Source organism: Roseibium suaedae (genome assembly GCF_900142725.1).
Lineage (GTDB): Bacteria > Pseudomonadota > Alphaproteobacteria > Rhizobiales > Stappiaceae > Roseibium > Roseibium suaedae.
In genome coordinates this window covers 787,305-803,635 of sequence record NZ_FRBW01000002.1, presented here as the reverse complement: position 1 = coordinate 803,635, position 16,331 = coordinate 787,305, and the positions used below count along the sequence as shown (strand labels likewise).

The window sequence follows — 16,331 nt, the reverse complement described above, 5'->3', positions numbered from 1 at the left end:
CACGAATCTGCTGCCCTTTGGCGGCAGGGATGCTCCGCGTCTGCGGGTGTCCTTCCCCGAGACGTGAGAATGTGAATGGCTTCTTCCAACACTGCCGGTCTTCCGCTTGTCGTGCGGATCCTGCTCCGGGTTCCGGTCCTCAATCTGTTCCTCAAGGATGCCATCCATGGGGAAGAGAGCGCGAAATACTGGTTCATCGGCAACCTGTTCATGATCTGGATGCTGTGCATCTATCTCATCGGCTATCCGGCAATCATCATTCCGGCATTGTTCATGGTTGTCGTCGCCTTCCTCTGGATTCTTGAGACCTGTCGCTAATACCAGCGTGCACTTGCAGGTGTGCGCCTTTCAAGAAGATTGGCCCGAACTGGATCAGTCCGGGCCCATCTTGCCATTTTGGCTGACAGAATCCGCGCGCAGGTCTTGCTAGTCGACCAGTGGTTCCAAGTGCTCGAACGTCAGACCCATCGCGGTGCGCGCCGGAAAGCCGCGCCAGTAGGTGTGCTCCGGCTTGGGATGGCCATTCTCGTCCAGGGCGGAAACACCATCTCCAGCGTTCGGGATCAGATCCAGATAGGTGCCCATCTCGTCGTTCTGCTTCAGGTGCAGGCCCAGGAATGCGGTCGAGAAATGCTGCAGCACGTTGTTCATGCGCACCGTGTCCCAAACCGGATCTGCATAGTGGTTGAACGGGGCAAATCCCAATTCCTCGTTGAAGGCATAACTCTCCTCGGGAGCGGGCATTGGCGCTGCCGCATTGTGGTTTGCATATTCGAAGGTCAGCAGGAACCGGTCGCTATGGACGCTTTCCTCCCAGATCTTGCGCACGCCTTTCTCATAGCCTGAAATGTCGTCATGACTTCCGGCAACAAAGAGCGCCGGAGCCTCCAGGCCGGAGAGGCTTTCGGTGCTGAAGTAACCGGCATTGCGGCCCCAGGGGGCAATTGCGATGACGGCTTTCAGCCGGTCATCGACCAGTTCCTCGTGTTCGGCGCTGCCCGTCCTGTGCTGGGTCAGCAGGTTGCCGAGCTGTTCTCTTTTGGCGGCAACGGCCTCTTCGGTCAGGCTGCCTCCTGAAGAGATAACGGCGCCATAGGCCCCCATGGAGAAGCCGATAAGACCGGTGCGCTCGGCCGAGAGCAGTCCGCCCAGGAGTGTGCCTTCTTCGCGGGACAGGCGATCCATTTCCTCAAGCACAAATTTCTGATCAAGCGGCCGGTTGACCAGTTGAACCTCGAAGGCGCCCTTGTTGTCATAGGTGCTGTCGGTGTGATCGATGGAGGCTACCACATAGCCTTTGGTCGCCAGGTTCTCGGCGAGATGGCTCAAAAGGAAGCGGTTCCCGGGATAGCCGTGGGAGATGATTACCAGCGGATATGGGGCGCCGGAGCGGTCCGGAGCGACATCTGGCGCAGAGCGGCCGTGCAGCTTGATCATCGAGCCGTCACGAAGCATGGCGTCAATGGCAACGGGTGTGACATTGGCTGCCGGATAGAAGACTTCCACCGCCAGCGGGCGGTCGCGGCGGGCGTTCTTGTCGCCGGTCAGGACCGCGGGAACATCCGCCTGGTCCGGATTGGTCAACTCAAGGGTTGTCCGGCCGACGCCATATGTGCCGTGGGCGGCGAGCGCTGGTGCATCGGGGCGGACGATATCGATACGGTTTTCAGCCATGGACAGACTCGGCAAGAGGAGCAGGAGACCCGCAGAGAGGGCCATTCGGCCAATAGCGGTCGCAAGAAGACGTGACGAATGAGCAGGACTATGCAACGGGGCCTCGCTTCGGAAAAGCTCTGACAAATCAGCAATACACATGATTTGGTTGTGTGACTTGCTGTCTTACACGTGTCTTTATAGGGCGAGCCTGCAAGAACCGCCTCCCTTGGAAAAGGGGGAGAGATCACATTTCGTCTTCGCTGCTGGTGTCGATCCGCCTGGCGCAGCCCCAATCCTCAAGGATTTCGTTCATCGCATCGGCAACGAAAAATCGGGCGGCGTCCCGGTCATACCCATCGTCCAGCAGGGCGTCATAATCGGTGTGGGCATGGCGGACGCGGGAAGACAGAGTTTGCCACAGGGCGATGGACCCTGGCAGGTGGCGCAGGTGTGGTGATCCGGCCCGTTCCAGGACTTCTTCCGCGTCGGCCATGGGAATGCGTGGCGCAAGACTTCTGAGGGCCTTGCGCAGATCCTTTTGCCTGCGGGTGCCCCCGGTTCTGGCTGGTCCCGTCATAGTCACGAGCCCTCACGGTTCTGGAGGACTTCAACTGCCAAGGACTGCCGGGCAATGAGCTGGAATGCGGAGTGGCGCAAGGGCTGCCTTTACTGGTTCGCCCCCAGGATCACCAAGGGCTTAGGTTCCTCCTTGCGAAGATACCCGCTTCTTTCCAGCCAGTCCGGAATTTCCGCAGCCCGCATTGGCTGGGCGATGAGGTGGCCCTGAAGATAGCGGCAGCCCAGGTTTTTCAGGCTCTGCTTCTGCGCTTCCGTTTCGATGCCCTCCACCACACAGTCGATTGCCATGGACCTGCACAGGGCAATGATTGAGGTGATGACTTTCCAGCTCGACTTCGTGCCTTTTTCGGCGATGAAGCTCTTGTCGATCTTCACCCGGTCGATCGGAAGACGGTGCAGATAGCCCAGACTGGAATAGCCGGTGCCAAAGTCATCGAGCGCAATCATCGTACCGGCGCCGCGCAGAAGCCGGATGGACTGTTCTGCAATCTCGTAGCTGTTCATGACCGATGTCTCGGTGATTTCGAACACGATCCGGGACGGTGCCACCTTCATCCGGGCAATGGCGCCCAACAGCATCATGACGGTTTCGCTGCAGGTGATGTCATGGGCGGACAGATTGAAGGAGAGCGTGTGCTTTGGGGGCAGAAAGGTGATGCTTTCAAGTGCCTTGTTGAACAGCGACTGGGTCAGCTGGCGCATCAGGCCGCTGCGTTCCGCCAGAGGAATAAACTGGTCGGGCGGCACAACACCAAGATGGGGACTTGTCCAGCGGGCAAGGGCCTCATAGCCGGAGATTTCGCCATGTTGCAGGTCAAAAATCGGCTGAAGGAAGACTTCGAATTCCTGGTCGAGGTCTGCGGCCTGGAGCGCACTTTCGATGGCGCGGTCCGAACGGATCTGCTGCTCGTGCTGCGAGGAATAGAGCGTGGTCTGACCCCGGCTCTCGGTCTTGGAATTGTAGAGGGCGTAGTCTGACCGGTCGAACAGTTCATGGGCCGTCCGACCCGCATCCGGAAAGCTCGCAAGCCCGATTGAGCAGCCGATCGCCACCTGAATGCCCTCAATCGAATAAGGAGCGGAAACAAGGTCATTGATGGCATTGCCAAGAGCAAGAAGCCGGTTCTGGTGGTCCCGCACGATCAGGCCGAATTCATCGCCGCCAAGCCGGCTGATTTCAAGACCAGTTTCCTTTGCCGCAAACTCGCTGAGCCGTGTTCCGACATGATGCAGGAGCAGGTCGCCGTAATGGTGACCATAAGTGTCGTTGACGGCCTTGAACCGGTCGAGGTCGATGACGCCGATTGTGAAGGCTTCTTTGTCGGCACTCGCTGTCTCGAGCGTGGCTTCCAGCCTGGAGAAGAAGTGCCGGCGGTTTGGCAGGCCGGTCAAGGCATCGGTATGAGCGAGCCGCGCATTTTCCTCGCTCAAACGTTCGGTCTCTTTCTGCTTTTCGGTCAAGGCCATTCGGGAAAAGATCACATCCCGGAATGCGGAATATCCGTTGAGCAGAACCTGAACGAGCACCAGGCTGACCAGGAAGATGTTCAGCGCAATCGCGTGAAAGACGTTCTGGTCGATGCTGATGTAATAGACGATGTAGGGGACCGTCACGACGCTCATGACCAGAAGGGCCGCTTGCGGCAGGTTGATCAGGCAGAAAATGCAGCCGATCACCGTGATGGCAATGAAGAGGGCGACGTGGCCGCGTTCCATGTCGCCGCCGTAACTGTCCAGGGCCAGGGACCAGGCAATGAAGCCGCCAGCGAGGAGACCGGAGAGCAGAACGGTGTGACGCAGTTGAGCAAGGGCGCGGGTGGGCGTGATGCCGTCCATCGAAAGACGCAGCCACGTGAAGATGCGGATGCAGCAGATTGTGACCAGCGGCCACAAAAGCCAGATGGTGAGATAGTCCGGTGCGAGGTTGTAATGTGTGTAGGCCACCGCAATGGCATTCACCATCAGCAATGCATACAGGAGCGGAACCTGCCGCTTGAGCTCCTTGAACTGAGCAAGAATGAGTTCAGGATGCTGGTTCGTAAGGGTTAACCAGTTCCAGAGCCGGCGCATTGAAGTCACTGTGCACTCCTTTAGGAGCTTTCACAGTACAGACAAAACGATAACTTGGCCTTAATCGAAACACCTGATTTTTCAAAAGCTCTTCAGTTTATATTGTTACAATTTACATGTATCGAGCTGCTCGGGACTCGATTGTCCATGCCTCAGCCAGAACTAGCGTCCTTCGTGTCGTTCTCTCCTGAGAGCCTCCATTGCCCTGCCTCTTGGGCTCAGGTGTACGTCTGTCAGGAGTGACAACGGGATTTCCTGAAGGCTGCGTCGTCTTGAACGCAGGACACGCCAATAGCAGAATCCGGCAAGAAGACATTGCAGCAGGCTGGCTTGCGCGGACAGGCCGTGAAACTGGACCGGGAGGGATATTGGACGGGGCATGGCTAATACCTAATAAGGAAAGATATTCCTTTCTTTATATGGTGGGCGACAGGTGCCTGCAATATAAAAAGGGAAAACTTTTTTTAAGCCCTGTGCTGTGCTACAAATCCGGAATGTCTGACCGAACCCGAACACGATTGCTCCATGCGTTGAAACTCTCCGGCCCTCAAACGGCGGCAGAGCTGGCCAGCGCCCAGTCGGTGACCCCGGTGGCTGTGAGGCAGCATCTGGACGGGTTGCTGGCTGATGGCCTTGTTCTCTTTGAGGATGTGAAAGGCACCGTCGGACGTCCCAAGCGCCAGTGGAGCCTGACTGAAGCAGGCCACAGGCAATTTCCCGACAATCATTCCGGTCTGATCCTCAATTTGCTGGATGGATTGAAGGAGATCTATGGGGAAAGTGGTGTCGAGCAGCTGATTTCCCATCGCGAGCAATCGTCACGCCGGACCTATGGCGAGGCTCTTCGCGGCAAGGAAACCCTCAAGGAGCGTCTTGAGGCGCTGGCAGAGCTGCGCTCGCGCGAAGGCTATATGGCCAGCGTTGAGCAGCAGGGCAACGGCTTCCTTCTGATCGAAAATCATTGCTCGATCTGTGCTGCAGCCACTGCCTGCCAGGGCTTTTGCCGGTCCGAAATGCGGTTGTTTCAGGATGTGCTGGGGGAAGGTGTTTCCCTGTCTCGGGAAGAGCATCTTCTGTCCGGCGGAAGGCGCTGCGTCTATCGTATTCAGGAAGCGGCCTGAGCGCTCTCACATTCCAATTTCACTCCAGTGCTGAGTAAAACGCCTTTGCAGAAGGGCGTTTATTTATTTCGCCAGCTTGAAGTGTGAGGCGCAAGCATCGGCCAACCCTCTGTTTTTCAACACTGTAAAGATCACCAATTAATTCGGTCATTTTGAACCGGCGAAAATCCGCAGGACTTCACTCTTTCTTCATGTCCGGAGCCGCTTTCTGAAGGCGGGAGACAAGTGTTGGGGGATGTGTGGTGGACTGGTTGACCAAGCCGTTGGGGAACGTGCGTTTCTCCGTCAAAGTCGGTGGTGGCTTCGCTGCGATGGTCGTGCTGACCGCAGCGATCGGAGGGCTCGGAACCTTGAGCATTCAGGAGCTCAGGGATCAGTCGGCTGTAAATGCCAGCGCAGCTGCCGCAGTGGCACAGCTTCAGGAAGTGTCCGCAAAGCGGGAGGCCTATCTTCAGACCCGCGAAACTGCCGACGCTGAGGCGACCGTTGCTGAAGTCGCGCGTCTGAAGCAGGCGCTTGAGAGCCTGGAAGCCCAGTTGCCCGATCTTGCGGAGACGCGGTCCGCGGTTTCCCGATCGGAGGAAGCGGTTGACCAGCTTTCTGTCGAGTTTCAGGCTGTTCTCGATGCCATCGCCAGCCAGCAGGCCGCATCGTCCCGCATGCTGAAGTCTGTCAGCAAGTTGGAAGCGCTTGGGACCAGCATCTCCGATCAGATGTTCACCATCGAGCAGGACGCCAAGGGCGGTGCAAAATCCGCTGACAGCAAACGGACGAGAGCGGACAAGATCAGCCGTCAGGTCGCGGAGATCCAGGATCTTTCCATGGATCTGGACCGTCTGTCCCGTCAGGTTCGCGCCGCTGATCTGGCCATCGACGGCCGGATAGCCACGCCGGAAACGGATCCCGCCGAGGCCGCTGCTGCCAGCGCGGAGGCCTTGCTCGCCGCCGTGGAAAAGGCCGGCAAGATCAAGGTCGATGGCGTCGACCCTGCCCTTCTCGCCAGCATCGGCACTTCGGTTGAGGCTTTCAAGCGGCTGCAGGTTCAATCTGCGGACATGTCCGCCGCGCCTTCCAGCCGGTTCCTCAGCCGCAAGCAGGCTTCAGAAGTGGCGTCCAGATTGCTGGACCAGTCCGCCGCTCTTCGGGATGCGGTGTTTGAGGCAGCGGACGCGGCCCGGAAGGAAGCTGCGGGCAGCCAGTCCAAGCTGACAATTTCCGGCCTCATCTCGGTGAATGCGAACAAGTATCTCAAGGAAGCCCTGAGCCTGCGCGGGACAGCCATGGAGCTGTTTGCGAATATGAGCACGCTGACTGATGCAGATGTGCTCACCAGAAGCTCGATCCTTCAGAACATCGCCAATACGCTGGGGGCGGACGCGGCAGCTTTCCCTCAGATCAAGGGACCGGTCGATGCCATTCTGGCGGAGGTGGATCAGTTCACCAGGGAATTCACGGCAGTGGCCGAGGCGCGGGGCCAGTATGATGAGGCGCTGGTCAGACTTGCCCGTCTGTCTGCAGAAGTGCGCGGTCAGATTTCCGGGATTGCTGCCGAACAGTCCCAATCTGCCTATGCACAGGCGCAGACAGCTCTCCTGCTGATCGGGGCAGTGGTGCTTGGATCCGTTGCGCTCGGAACGCTGATTGCCCTGGCTCTCTCGCTGGTGGTGACCCGCCCGATCCGCCGCCTGACGTCCGTCATGGGCACGCTGGCAAAGGGGGATACCAATGTGGACATTCCTTCCACCGGCCAGAAGGATGAGATCGGTGACATGAGCCGGACGGTTCAGGTGTTCCGGGACAATGCCATCGCGCGTCAGCGTCTTGAGGAGGAAACCCGGGCGGACCATAGCCGCCGGCAAGCGCGGGAACAGGAAGTCTCTTCCCTGATCAGTGGCTTCCGCGACCGGGTGCAGGATCTGCTTGGTACGCTGGACAGCACGGCCCGTTCCATGGATGGCACGGCCCACTCTCTGACCAACATTGCAGATCAGAGCGCTGCCCAGGCCGATGACACTGCCCGTGTCAGTGAGGAAGCAACCTTGAGCGTCGAGAATGTCGCGGGTGCTGCGGAAGAACTGTCTGCCTCCATCGCTGAGATCGGCGAGCAGGTGCGCCGGACCACGGAAATCGTTTCCAGCGCAACCGGAGCTGTGCGCAACACCAATGGCAAGGTTCAGTCTCTCGCCGTTGCCGCCTCGAAGATCGGGGAAGTGGTGACGCTGATCCAGGCAATCGCTGAACAGACCAATCTTCTTGCGTTGAATGCGACAATCGAAGCTGCCCGCGCAGGAGAGGCTGGCCGTGGCTTTGCGGTTGTCGCGGCCGAAGTCAAGGAACTGGCAACCCAGACGTCCAAGGCCACTGAGGAAATCGCCAGCCAGATTTCGACAATCCAGGGCTCGACCGAGGACGCGGTCAGCGCGATCTCTGCAATCTCGTCGACCATGGAAGAGGTGGACGGCTACACACAGGCCATCGCTTCGGCCGTCACCCAGCAGGGGGCTGCGACCAACGAGATCTCGGGCAACGTGCAACGCGCATCCGAAGGAACCCGAGCCGTGCAGACCAACATGGGCCGCCTGGCGGACACCGTTGATCAGACCCAGAGCGCGTCTTCTTCCGTTCTCGCGGCAGCAGGGGAACTGGGCCAGCGCAGTCAGGCGTTGAAGTCCGAGATCGAGGCGTTCCTGACCCGCGTGGCCGCGGCCTGAGACATTGTTTTGTCAAACCATCGGAACCCGGCCTGGAGTTTGGCACCAGGCCGGGTTCCTGCATGTTTGGCGCTGTTCAGCTGTACCGGCCAACGACAGAAAATCCTCAGACCGGGATGATGGATGCCATCGCGCGAGCACTCGGGTTGTCCTCTTTCGCAAGTCCTTCGGCAACGCCCTGCCTGTCTTGTAGCTGGCGGTTCTGGCTGAACTTCTTCTTGGCTTCGATCCGGCTGATCTCGATACGCACACCGATGATGCCGCGCAACTGAGCGGCGACGAAGGCCTCTGGCGCATCTGTCACGGCCCAGGTCTCCGGACGGTTCTGCTCGTGCTTTTCCGTCTGGCGCGAAACAACCTGATGCAGCCTGTCCGCATCCTCGAAGAACTCCAAGTCTCCATAGACATGAACGGCGCTGTAGTTCCAGGTTGGAACCACCTTGCCATGTTCTGCCTTGGACGGATACCAGCCGGGCGAGACATAGGCATCAAGGCCGGGAAAGATCACCAGTGCCTCGCCTTGCGGTTCATGTTTCCATTGCGGATTGGCGCGGGCGATGTGGCCATAAAGAACGCCGCTTGTGCCCTCGTCTGACTTCAGGAAGAGAGGCAGCGGCGTGGCCATCAGTCCATCGCTGGTCATGGTGACAAGTGTTGCCAGTCCGGCGGCCTCGATCATCTTCCGGATTTCGGCTGCGTCGTTCTCGGCAAAGGCAGGGGGCGTGTACATAAGGCCTCATTTAATGAGCTGAGAGGGAGTGGGCGTCTGCCCGATCAGTCATTCGGGCTGCGGGCCGTTCCGGTATCAAGGTCTCGCCAACTGTGCTGCGAAGCGTGTCGGCGAGGGCTTCGAAGTCCTGTTGCCTGGGAGAGGAACGGCGCCAGACCAGACCGACAGTGCGGGCAGGTTGCGGATCTTCGAAGCGCTGCAGCAGGACCCGGTCGTCTCGTACTTCCACATCCGCGCAGATCTCCGGAAGCAGCGTTACCCCGAACCCGGCTGCGACCATCTGCATGACCGTTGCCAGCGACGTTGCGCCAAGGGCGTTTCGGCCGGGTGCCGGCAGGCTCGCGCAATAGTTCAAGGCCTGATCGCGCAGGCAGTGGCCTTCCTCCAGCAGCAAGAGGTTCTGGCTCCGGATGTCGTCCGGACAAACCCTTGCTCTCGGATCGACCTCATCAGAAGCCTGCCGGGCCAGCAGGAACCTGTCCGTGAAAAGCGATGCGCTGCACAGACCTGCTTCCGGGACGGGCAGGGCAACGATCATGGCATCCAGTTCCCCGGCCATGAGTTCACGGGTCAGGGGATCCGTGAGGGTCTCGCGGATGGTCAGGTCCAGTTGCGGATGGGCCCGGTTAAGGGCGGGCAGGATACGGGGCAGCAGATAGGGCGCGATGGATGGAATGATGCCAAGCCGAAGCGGACCGGACAGGGGGCTGGACAATTGGCGCGCGTAGTCTGCCAGGTCCCGGACGTCGGTGAGGATCTTGCGGGCGCGGCTGACAATTTCCTCGCCTTCCCGGGTCAGACGAACCGCATTGGGCTGCCGCTCGATCAGCTTGAGACCAAGCTCTGCTTCCAACTCCTTGATTTGCATGGACAAGGCAGGCTGGGATACGGCGACGGCTTCGGCCGCGCGGCGGAAATGCAGGTGTGTGGCGAGGGCTTCCAGATAGCGAAGCTGACGAAGTGAGATCATTCGATAAGAATAACTGATTGCACGTTCTGGTCAATACGATTGGATCTGATGGGGCGTCCCTGTCATGATCCTGCCGACGCCTGAAACGAGGAGGGGCCGGGCGCATCCGCCGGACGGGCAACAGCCACATAAGGTCCATATGGGCCTGCTAAAAAAGATCACTTGCAGATAACAGTTGGAGAGAAACGATGGACGCGAAACTCAAGGATGCCAACAAGGGCATGGGTGGTTGTCCGGTCATGCATGGCAGCATGACGGAAACCGGTACCAGCAACACCTCCTGGTGGCCCAAGGCCCTGAACCTCGACATTCTGCATCAGCATGACACCAAGTCGAACCCGCTCGGCGAAGACTTTGATTACCGCGAAGAGCTGAAGAAGCTCGATGTTGCCGCGCTGAAGGAAGACCTTAAGGCCCTCATGACGGACAGCCAGGAATGGTGGCCGGCAGACTGGGGTCATTACGGCGGTCTGATGATCCGTCTCTCCTGGCACTCGGCTGGTTCCTACCGTCTGGCCGATGGCCGTGGCGGCGGCGGCACGGGCAACATCCGGTTTGCTCCGCTGAACTCCTGGCCGGACAACGTCTCCCTCGACAAGGCCCGCCGTCTGCTGTGGCCGCTCAAGAAGAAGTACGGCAATGCCGTGTCCTGGGCCGACCTCATCCTGCTTGCCGGCACCATGGCTTATGAGAGCATGGGTCTGAAGACATTCGGCTTCTCCTTCGGCCGTGAAGACATCTGGCATCCGGAAAAGGACGTCTACTGGGGTGCTGAAAAGGAATGGCTTGCGCCGTCTGACAACCGCTACGAAGACGTTTCCAAGCCGGACACCATGGAGAACCCGCTGGCCGCTGTGCAGATGGGTCTGATCTATGTGAACCCGGAAGGCGTGAACGGCGTCTCCGATCCGCTGAAGACCGCTGGCCAGGTTCGCGAAACCTTTGCCCGCATGGCGATGAATGATGAAGAAACCGCCGCTCTGACCGTTGGTGGTCATACGGTCGGCAAGGCACATGGTGCCGGTGATCCGGGTACGCTCAGCGCCGAGCCGGAAGCTGACGACATTGCCAACCAGGGTCTGGGCTGGGTCAACCCGAACCAGAACGGCAAGGCAGCCAACGCCATCACCTCCGGTATCGAAGGCGCCTGGACAACCAACCCGACCGTCTTCGACGACGGTTACCTGGAACTGCTGTTCGGCTATGATTGGGAACTCACCAAGAGCCCGGCTGGAGCCACCCAGTGGCAGCCGGTGAACATCCGTGAAGAGCACATGCCGGTGGACGCCTCTGACCCGTCAAAGCGTGTGATGCCGATGATGACCGATGCTGACATGGCCATGAAGATGGACCCGGCTTACCGCGCCATCTGTGAAAAGTTCATGGCTGATCCGGCATATTTCCGCGACACCTTCGCCCGTGCATGGTTCAAGCTGACCCACCGCGACCTGGGCCCGCAGGTCCGCTACGTCGGTCCGGACGCTCCGAAGGAAGTCCTGATCTGGCAGGATCCGGTTCCCGCAGGTGAGAAGAACTACGACATCGGTGGTCTGAAGGCTGCAATCGCGGCTTCCGGTCTGTCCGTTGCCGAACTGGTTTCGACTGCCTGGGACAGCGCCCGTACCTACCGTGGTTCCGATATGCGCGGTGGTGCAAACGGTGCCCGTATCCGTCTTGCTCCGCAGAAGGATTGGGAAGGCAACGAGCCGGCACGTCTGGCAAAGGTCCTCGGCGTTCTTGAGCCGCTGGCAGCCAGGTTCGATGCGTCGGTTGCAGACACCATCGTGCTGGCAGGCAACGTCGGGATTGAGCTGGCCGCGGATGCTGCGGGCTTCGATTTGAGCGTTCCTTTCGAGCCGGGCCGCGGCGATGCGACAGACGAGATGACCGATGCTGCGAGCTTCGCCTCTCTCGAGCCGATCCACGACGGTTTCCGCAACTACGTGCAGAAGGACTATGTGGTCACTCCGGAAGAGCTGATGCTCGACCGTGCCCAGCTGATGGGTCTGACGGGTCCGGAAATGACCGTTTTGCTCGGTGGCATGCGTGTTCTGGGTGCCAACTACGGTGGGTCCAAGCATGGCGTGTTCACGGATCAGGAAGGGGCGCTGACCAACGACTTCTTCGTGGTCCTGACCGACATGGCCTACACCTGGAAGCCGACCGGCAAGAACACCTATGACATCTGTGACCGCAAGACCGGTGAAAAGGTCTACACGGCGACACGGGCTGATCTGGTGTTCGGGTCCAACTCGATCCTTCGTGCCTATGCCGAGGTCTATGCCCAGGACGACGGCTTCGACCGTTTCGTCAACGATTTCGTTGCCGCATGGGTGAAGGTGATGAACGCCGACCGGTTCGATATCGCCTGAAACACGGGTTGAAACGGGCCGGTTCGAACCGGCTCGATGACCGGAAATTGTTAATTTGACTTCAGAAAGGCGGCCTCTTGGTCGCCTTTTTGCTATCAAAACGTTCACTCTTAAGTATTTCCGCGTGTCTCAAAGATAATTTTTCAAATGCATGACGTTTCGTAAGTTCTACCTTTGCGGGTAATCTTTACCCTGCCTTGATGATGGTTCCCCCGAAAAATGATGGAAACGAATGGAAAAATACTCCGCGAAACATGAGGCTTGATCCGAAAAAGTTCAATTATTTCAGTTTGATAATTCTTTTCCGGATATGTCCAGAATCGGGTGTCTAAAGTTTGATATAAATTTGGGTTTATTCCGGTATTTTCCGTTTTTTCGATCTTTAATCTTGCCGGACATGATGCAGCGTCGCCCCCGTAATGAATCAGGTGCCGAAGCATGACCAAAGAGTTCAAGACCGAACTTGTCAATTTCCAGGAACTGGACGGATCCACCGGACAGTCCCGCAGCGCAGAACTTGCCCGGCACGTGGCCACTCTTTTTGCCTTCACTTCAGACCGCTGCTCCGATGAGCAGGTCCAGACCTATGACGGGGTGCTCTTGCGCCTGATCGGCATGGTGGAGGTCGAAGTGCGCCGTTATGTGGCTGAACAACTAGCCAGCCTCAAGCGCGGTCCGGGTGCGACCATCCGGTGCCTGGCTGAAGACGAGATTACAGTTGCCGGACCGATCCTGCGGGAGTCTCCGGTGCTGGGCGATGCGGAACTTCTGAGCATCGCCGAGAAGAGCGGCAGCAGCCATCTCTTTGCCATCGCACAGCGCGGCAGCCTGTCCTCGGGTGTGACGGATGTCCTGGTCGAGCGCGGCGATCTGCAGGTCAAGCGGCAGCTTGCCGGCAACGCGGGCGCAGTCTTTTCCGACGAGACCTTGATGCGGCTGATCGGCGAAGGGGCTGCCGATGCCACGATCCAGCTTTCTCTGAGCGACCGCGGTGATCTGGCCGAGCATCACATCCGCAAGCTTGTGAGCGTTGCGAGTGATGAGGTGCGCCGCAAGCTGCTGGGGCAAGGCGAGAAGCACGAGGCCGATCGTCTTGGCGATGTCAACGACGTGGTCGCCCAGCGGATTACCAATGAATATTGGTTGTCCCGCTATGATTTCGAGACCGCTTGCAAGCGCGTCCTGCTCCTGGGCAAGCGCGGCATGGTCAATGAGGCCACCTTGCGCCGTTTCGCTTCAGAGGATGCTTTTGCAGAAGCCGTTGCTGCTTTTGCCTGGATGGTTCGTTGCGGTGTGGAAGAGGCCAGCCACTGGATGGTCCGGGCCGATCCGGAGCCGTTCGTGATCGTGGCACGTGCCGCTGGTCTGTCGGCAATCACCGTTTCCAGCCTTCTGTCCGTTGGCCCGTGGCGCCAGCGGCTCACCCCGGAAGTCCGGAGCGAGGCCATGCGCACGTTTGAGCGTCTGAGCTCCGGGGAAGCCCGGCGGCGGATCGCCCACTGGAGTCATGTCGTTCTGAATTGACAATGGTCGTCATTTGCAAATCTTCAACTTGCGGCAGTCTACTAAGTGGGCTGCCGCTTTTGTTTTGCGATACATTGCGGCATGGGGGCTGCCGTGAGGCTGCCAGATCAGTTTCGTTTTGATGGGCAATCATCGGGGGGTATCGATGAGTAACCAGATGCATCTTGCGGCATTCGGCAGCATCCTTTCCATTTTTCACGGCCGCCTCAAGGGCGCAGATACGGGAGCAGACACGGGCGCACTGAAGCGGTCCGCTCATTTGCGTTTCTGCGGCATTCTTCTGGCAGCCCTTGTCGTTCTGGCAGGAATCGGGGCGTCTCACAGCCAGGCGCAGGGCATTCCGGGTCTCTTCTCCAAGATGGCGGCTAAGAGCGAGGCGCCTGCAACTGCAGCCACGCCAACTGAAGCGCCGGTTGCAGTCGCTGAAGCCGATATGGAGGAAATGACCGACCTTTATCTCGATCGCGGACTGGCGGCACGGGATGCGGCGCGCAATATCTTTGCAATCGCACCGGATCTTCCGGGGTCGGTCGGCGAGATGCTTCGTGCCAAGGGCGACAACGGCACGCTTGACTGGATCGGCACAACGCTGTTCGTGACGGCTATTGGCTTTGCAATTGGCGGCTTCTTCATGCGCCTGGTCGGCAAGTGGGGTCTGCGCCAGTTCGACAACCTATTGCGTCGGGACAACCGGCACAGGTCCGACCGGATTGCCTATCTCTTCCTTCGGGCCGTGGCGATGCTGATTTCCATCGTTGCCTTCGTTGTGGTCAGTGGCGCGGTTCTTCTGGCTCTGAGCCGTGGACCTGCGGTGGCCCATCAATCGGCCATGATCCTGCTGGGTGTGGCGGCGCTGTTCCTGGTTGTCCGGGTTGTCTATATGGGGCTCCTGTCTCCCTATGATGCGCGGGCCCGCATGGTGCGCCTGAGCGACCAGGAAGCAGGCTCGCTCTACCGCGCCCTGCTCTTCGGTACGGCAGTCACAGGGCTCTTCTTCGCTTTGACAACCTTGATGAGCCGGCTGGGACTGGAACCGGATGCGCTCAAGCTGACCCAGGTCGCCTCTGCCTTTGCCTGCTCCATGATCCTTGTGTGGATCGTCATTGCCTTCCGGTCGCCCGTCCGGGCCCTGATCGAAGGTGAAGCGGGCGCGCAAGCCCCCATGTGGCGCAGGCTGCTCGCCAAAGGCTGGCATTTCATTGCTGCCGGCTACTTCATCGCAGCTTTCCTGATCTCCTCGGTCCGCATTCTTCTGAGCCTGCCTTCGGCGACCGGACTGGTCATTGCACCGATCGAGGCTTTGCTGGTGACGGGGATTGCCTATGGGATCTTCGTGCTGATCATTGACCGGTTGCTTCTGCCCCGGCTGGATACGGAGCTGTCGGAGACCGGCATTGCGCAGGACATCCGCCGGGCGGAACAGACCGAGGGGGCGGATGAAGATCCGGCGGCGACGATCGCTCAGGCCCGCGCTCTTGCAGAGGACCGGGAAGCGCAGCGGGCGCCGTTCCGGAACTTGCTGGATCACGGAGCCGGTATTCTCGCCGGTTTTGTAGGTCTGGAAGTGCTTCTGAAGTCCTGGAGCGGGGCTGCCGGGAAGGAGAGCCTGCTTGAAGAGTTCTCCGATGTACTTCTGGTTGCGTTCCTTGGCTACATGGCCTACCGGGCCGTGGAAATTGCCATCGACCGGCACATCAATTCCTCTGAAAAGGGGGATGGGCACAATGACGAACAGGAAATCGGGGGCGCAGGTGAAAGCCGGATCGCTACACTTCTGCCCATCTTCCGCAACTTTCTGCTGATCACGATTGTCGTCATCGCCGGCATGGTCGCCCTGTCCCAGATGGGCGTGAACATCGGCCCCTTGTTCGCTGGTGCTGGTGTGGTTGGCCTGGCGGTTGGTTTTGGCGCCCAGACCCTGATCCGGGATATCTTCTCGGGTGCCTTCTACCTGATCGACGATGCCTTCCGGAAAGGGGAATACATCGACATCGGCCGGGCCAAGGGTGTGGTCGAGAAGATTTCCATCCGCTCCATGCAACTCCGTCATCACCGGGGAGCGCTGACCACGGTTCCCTTTGGCGAGATCCAACGGGTGGAGAATTACTCCCGTGACTGGGCGATCATGAAGCTTGCCTTCCGCGTGACCTATGACACGGATGTCGAGTTGATGCGCAAGATCGTGAAGAAGTTCGGCCAGCAGCTTCTGGACGATCCCTATTATGGCCCGATGTTCCTGCAGCCGCTCAAGTCGCAGGGCATCATGTCCATGGAGGATTCTGCCATGGTCGCGCGGGTGAAGTTCACAACACGTCCGGGCAAGCAGTTCGAGCTGCGCAAGGTGGTTTATGCCGGTCTTCAGGATCTGTTTGAAAAGAACGGCATCAAGTTCGCGCATCGTCAGGTCACGGTGCGCGTTGCCGATGTTGATGGTGCTTTGACGCCTGAGCAGCGGGCTGCCGCTGGTGGAGCTGCGGTGCGGGCGATTGAAGAGGAAGAAGCCAATCCACAGGCGTAGAGCGAAACCCAATAGATGAGCCAAAGGGCGCGGAATGCTTTGAGACAGATCCGTGCCCTTTGCTTTTGGGGATTCAGGTT

At 59.2% G+C, this 16,331-nt stretch carries 11 protein-coding genes; 6 read left to right on the top strand and 5 right to left on the bottom strand.

What is annotated here, in order from left to right; genetic code table 11:
* Positions 1–75 precede the first annotated feature (75 nt).
* Positions 76–318, top strand: coding sequence for a hypothetical protein (locus BUA94_RS10700; protein WP_073012832.1), 243 nt, complete (start codon positions 76–78; stop codon positions 316–318).
* Positions 319–426: 108 nt separating this feature from the next.
* Here the strand turns inward: BUA94_RS10700 and BUA94_RS10695 are convergent, their stop codons facing one another.
* From BUA94_RS10695 to BUA94_RS10685, 3 genes are all read right to left on the bottom strand, one after another.
* The gene (locus BUA94_RS10695; protein WP_139251085.1) at positions 427–1,674 is read right to left on the bottom strand and encodes an alpha/beta hydrolase family protein; all 1,248 of its coding nucleotides are present in this window, start codon (positions 1,672–1,674) and stop codon (positions 427–429) included.
* Between the two features lie 226 nt (positions 1,675–1,900).
* A complete protein-coding gene (locus BUA94_RS10690) occupies positions 1,901–2,233 on the bottom strand; it encodes a DUF2293 domain-containing protein (protein ID WP_073012826.1) in 333 nt (110 codons plus the stop codon).
* An 89-nt stretch (positions 2,234–2,322) separates the two neighbouring features.
* Positions 2,323–4,305: a putative bifunctional diguanylate cyclase/phosphodiesterase gene (locus BUA94_RS10685; RefSeq protein WP_073012822.1), complete on the bottom strand. Its 1,983-nt coding sequence runs from the start codon at positions 4,303–4,305 to the stop codon at positions 2,323–2,325.
* A 494-nt stretch (positions 4,306–4,799) separates the two neighbouring features.
* On the opposite strand from BUA94_RS10685, the gene BUA94_RS10680 reads away from it, so the two are divergent.
* Together BUA94_RS10680 and BUA94_RS10675 are read left to right on the top strand one after the other, a co-directional pair.
* On the top strand, positions 4,800–5,426 hold the full coding sequence (locus BUA94_RS10680; RefSeq protein WP_073012818.1) for a helix-turn-helix transcriptional regulator: 627 nt from the start codon (positions 4,800–4,802) through the stop codon (positions 5,424–5,426).
* Between the two features lie 242 nt (positions 5,427–5,668).
* Positions 5,669–8,137: a methyl-accepting chemotaxis protein gene (locus BUA94_RS10675; RefSeq protein ID WP_139251084.1), complete on the top strand. Its 2,469-nt coding sequence runs from the start codon at positions 5,669–5,671 to the stop codon at positions 8,135–8,137.
* Positions 8,138–8,243: 106 nt separating this feature from the next.
* Here the strand turns inward: BUA94_RS10675 and BUA94_RS10670 are convergent, their stop codons facing one another.
* Together BUA94_RS10670 and BUA94_RS10665 are read right to left on the bottom strand one after the other, a co-directional pair.
* The gene (locus BUA94_RS10670) at positions 8,244–8,867 is read right to left on the bottom strand and encodes an FMN-binding negative transcriptional regulator (protein ID WP_073012812.1); all 624 of its coding nucleotides are present in this window, start codon (positions 8,865–8,867) and stop codon (positions 8,244–8,246) included.
* A 10-nt stretch (positions 8,868–8,877) separates the two neighbouring features.
* Positions 8,878–9,837 (bottom strand): LysR substrate-binding domain-containing protein, encoded by a 960-nt coding sequence (locus BUA94_RS10665; protein WP_084081928.1) that lies wholly within the window; start codon positions 9,835–9,837, stop codon positions 8,878–8,880.
* Positions 9,838–10,025: 188 nt separating this feature from the next.
* Between BUA94_RS10665 and katG the strand changes: the two genes are divergently transcribed.
* The 3 genes from katG to BUA94_RS10650 all read left to right on the top strand — a co-directional run bounded on the left by katG (position 10,026) and on the right by BUA94_RS10650 (position 16,251).
* Complete coding sequence (gene katG / locus BUA94_RS10660) at positions 10,026–12,209, top strand: catalase/peroxidase HPI (protein WP_073012809.1); 2,184 nt, start codon at positions 10,026–10,028, stop codon at positions 12,207–12,209.
* Between the two features lie 438 nt (positions 12,210–12,647).
* Complete coding sequence (locus BUA94_RS10655; protein ID WP_073012805.1) at positions 12,648–13,733, top strand: DUF2336 domain-containing protein; 1,086 nt, start codon at positions 12,648–12,650, stop codon at positions 13,731–13,733.
* Positions 13,734–13,878: 145 nt separating this feature from the next.
* Positions 13,879–16,251: a mechanosensitive ion channel family protein gene (locus BUA94_RS10650; protein ID WP_208980049.1), complete on the top strand. Its 2,373-nt coding sequence runs from the start codon at positions 13,879–13,881 to the stop codon at positions 16,249–16,251.
* Positions 16,252–16,331 lie beyond the last annotated feature (80 nt).

Coding starts and splice junctions, on each gene's coding strand:
- BUA94_RS10700 (WP_073012832.1), top strand. CDS start 76: ATGGCTTCTTCCAACACTGCCGGTCTTCCGCTTGTCGTGCGGATCCTG.
- BUA94_RS10695 (WP_139251085.1), bottom strand. CDS start 1,674: ATGGCTGAAAACCGTATCGATATCGTCCGCCCCGATGCACCAGCGCTC.
- BUA94_RS10690 (WP_073012826.1), bottom strand. CDS start 2,233: ATGACGGGACCAGCCAGAACCGGGGGCACCCGCAGGCAAAAGGATCTG.
- BUA94_RS10685 (WP_073012822.1), bottom strand. CDS start 4,305: ATGCGCCGGCTCTGGAACTGGTTAACCCTTACGAACCAGCATCCTGAA.
- BUA94_RS10680 (WP_073012818.1), top strand. CDS start 4,800: ATGTCTGACCGAACCCGAACACGATTGCTCCATGCGTTGAAACTCTCC.
- BUA94_RS10670 (WP_073012812.1), bottom strand. CDS start 8,867: ATGTACACGCCCCCTGCCTTTGCCGAGAACGACGCAGCCGAAATCCGG.
- BUA94_RS10665 (WP_084081928.1), bottom strand. CDS start 9,837: ATGATCTCACTTCGTCAGCTTCGCTATCTGGAAGCCCTCGCCACACAC.
- katG (WP_073012809.1), top strand. CDS start 10,026: ATGGACGCGAAACTCAAGGATGCCAACAAGGGCATGGGTGGTTGTCCG.
- BUA94_RS10655 (WP_073012805.1), top strand. CDS start 12,648: ATGACCAAAGAGTTCAAGACCGAACTTGTCAATTTCCAGGAACTGGAC.
- BUA94_RS10650 (WP_208980049.1), top strand. CDS start 13,879: ATGAGTAACCAGATGCATCTTGCGGCATTCGGCAGCATCCTTTCCATT.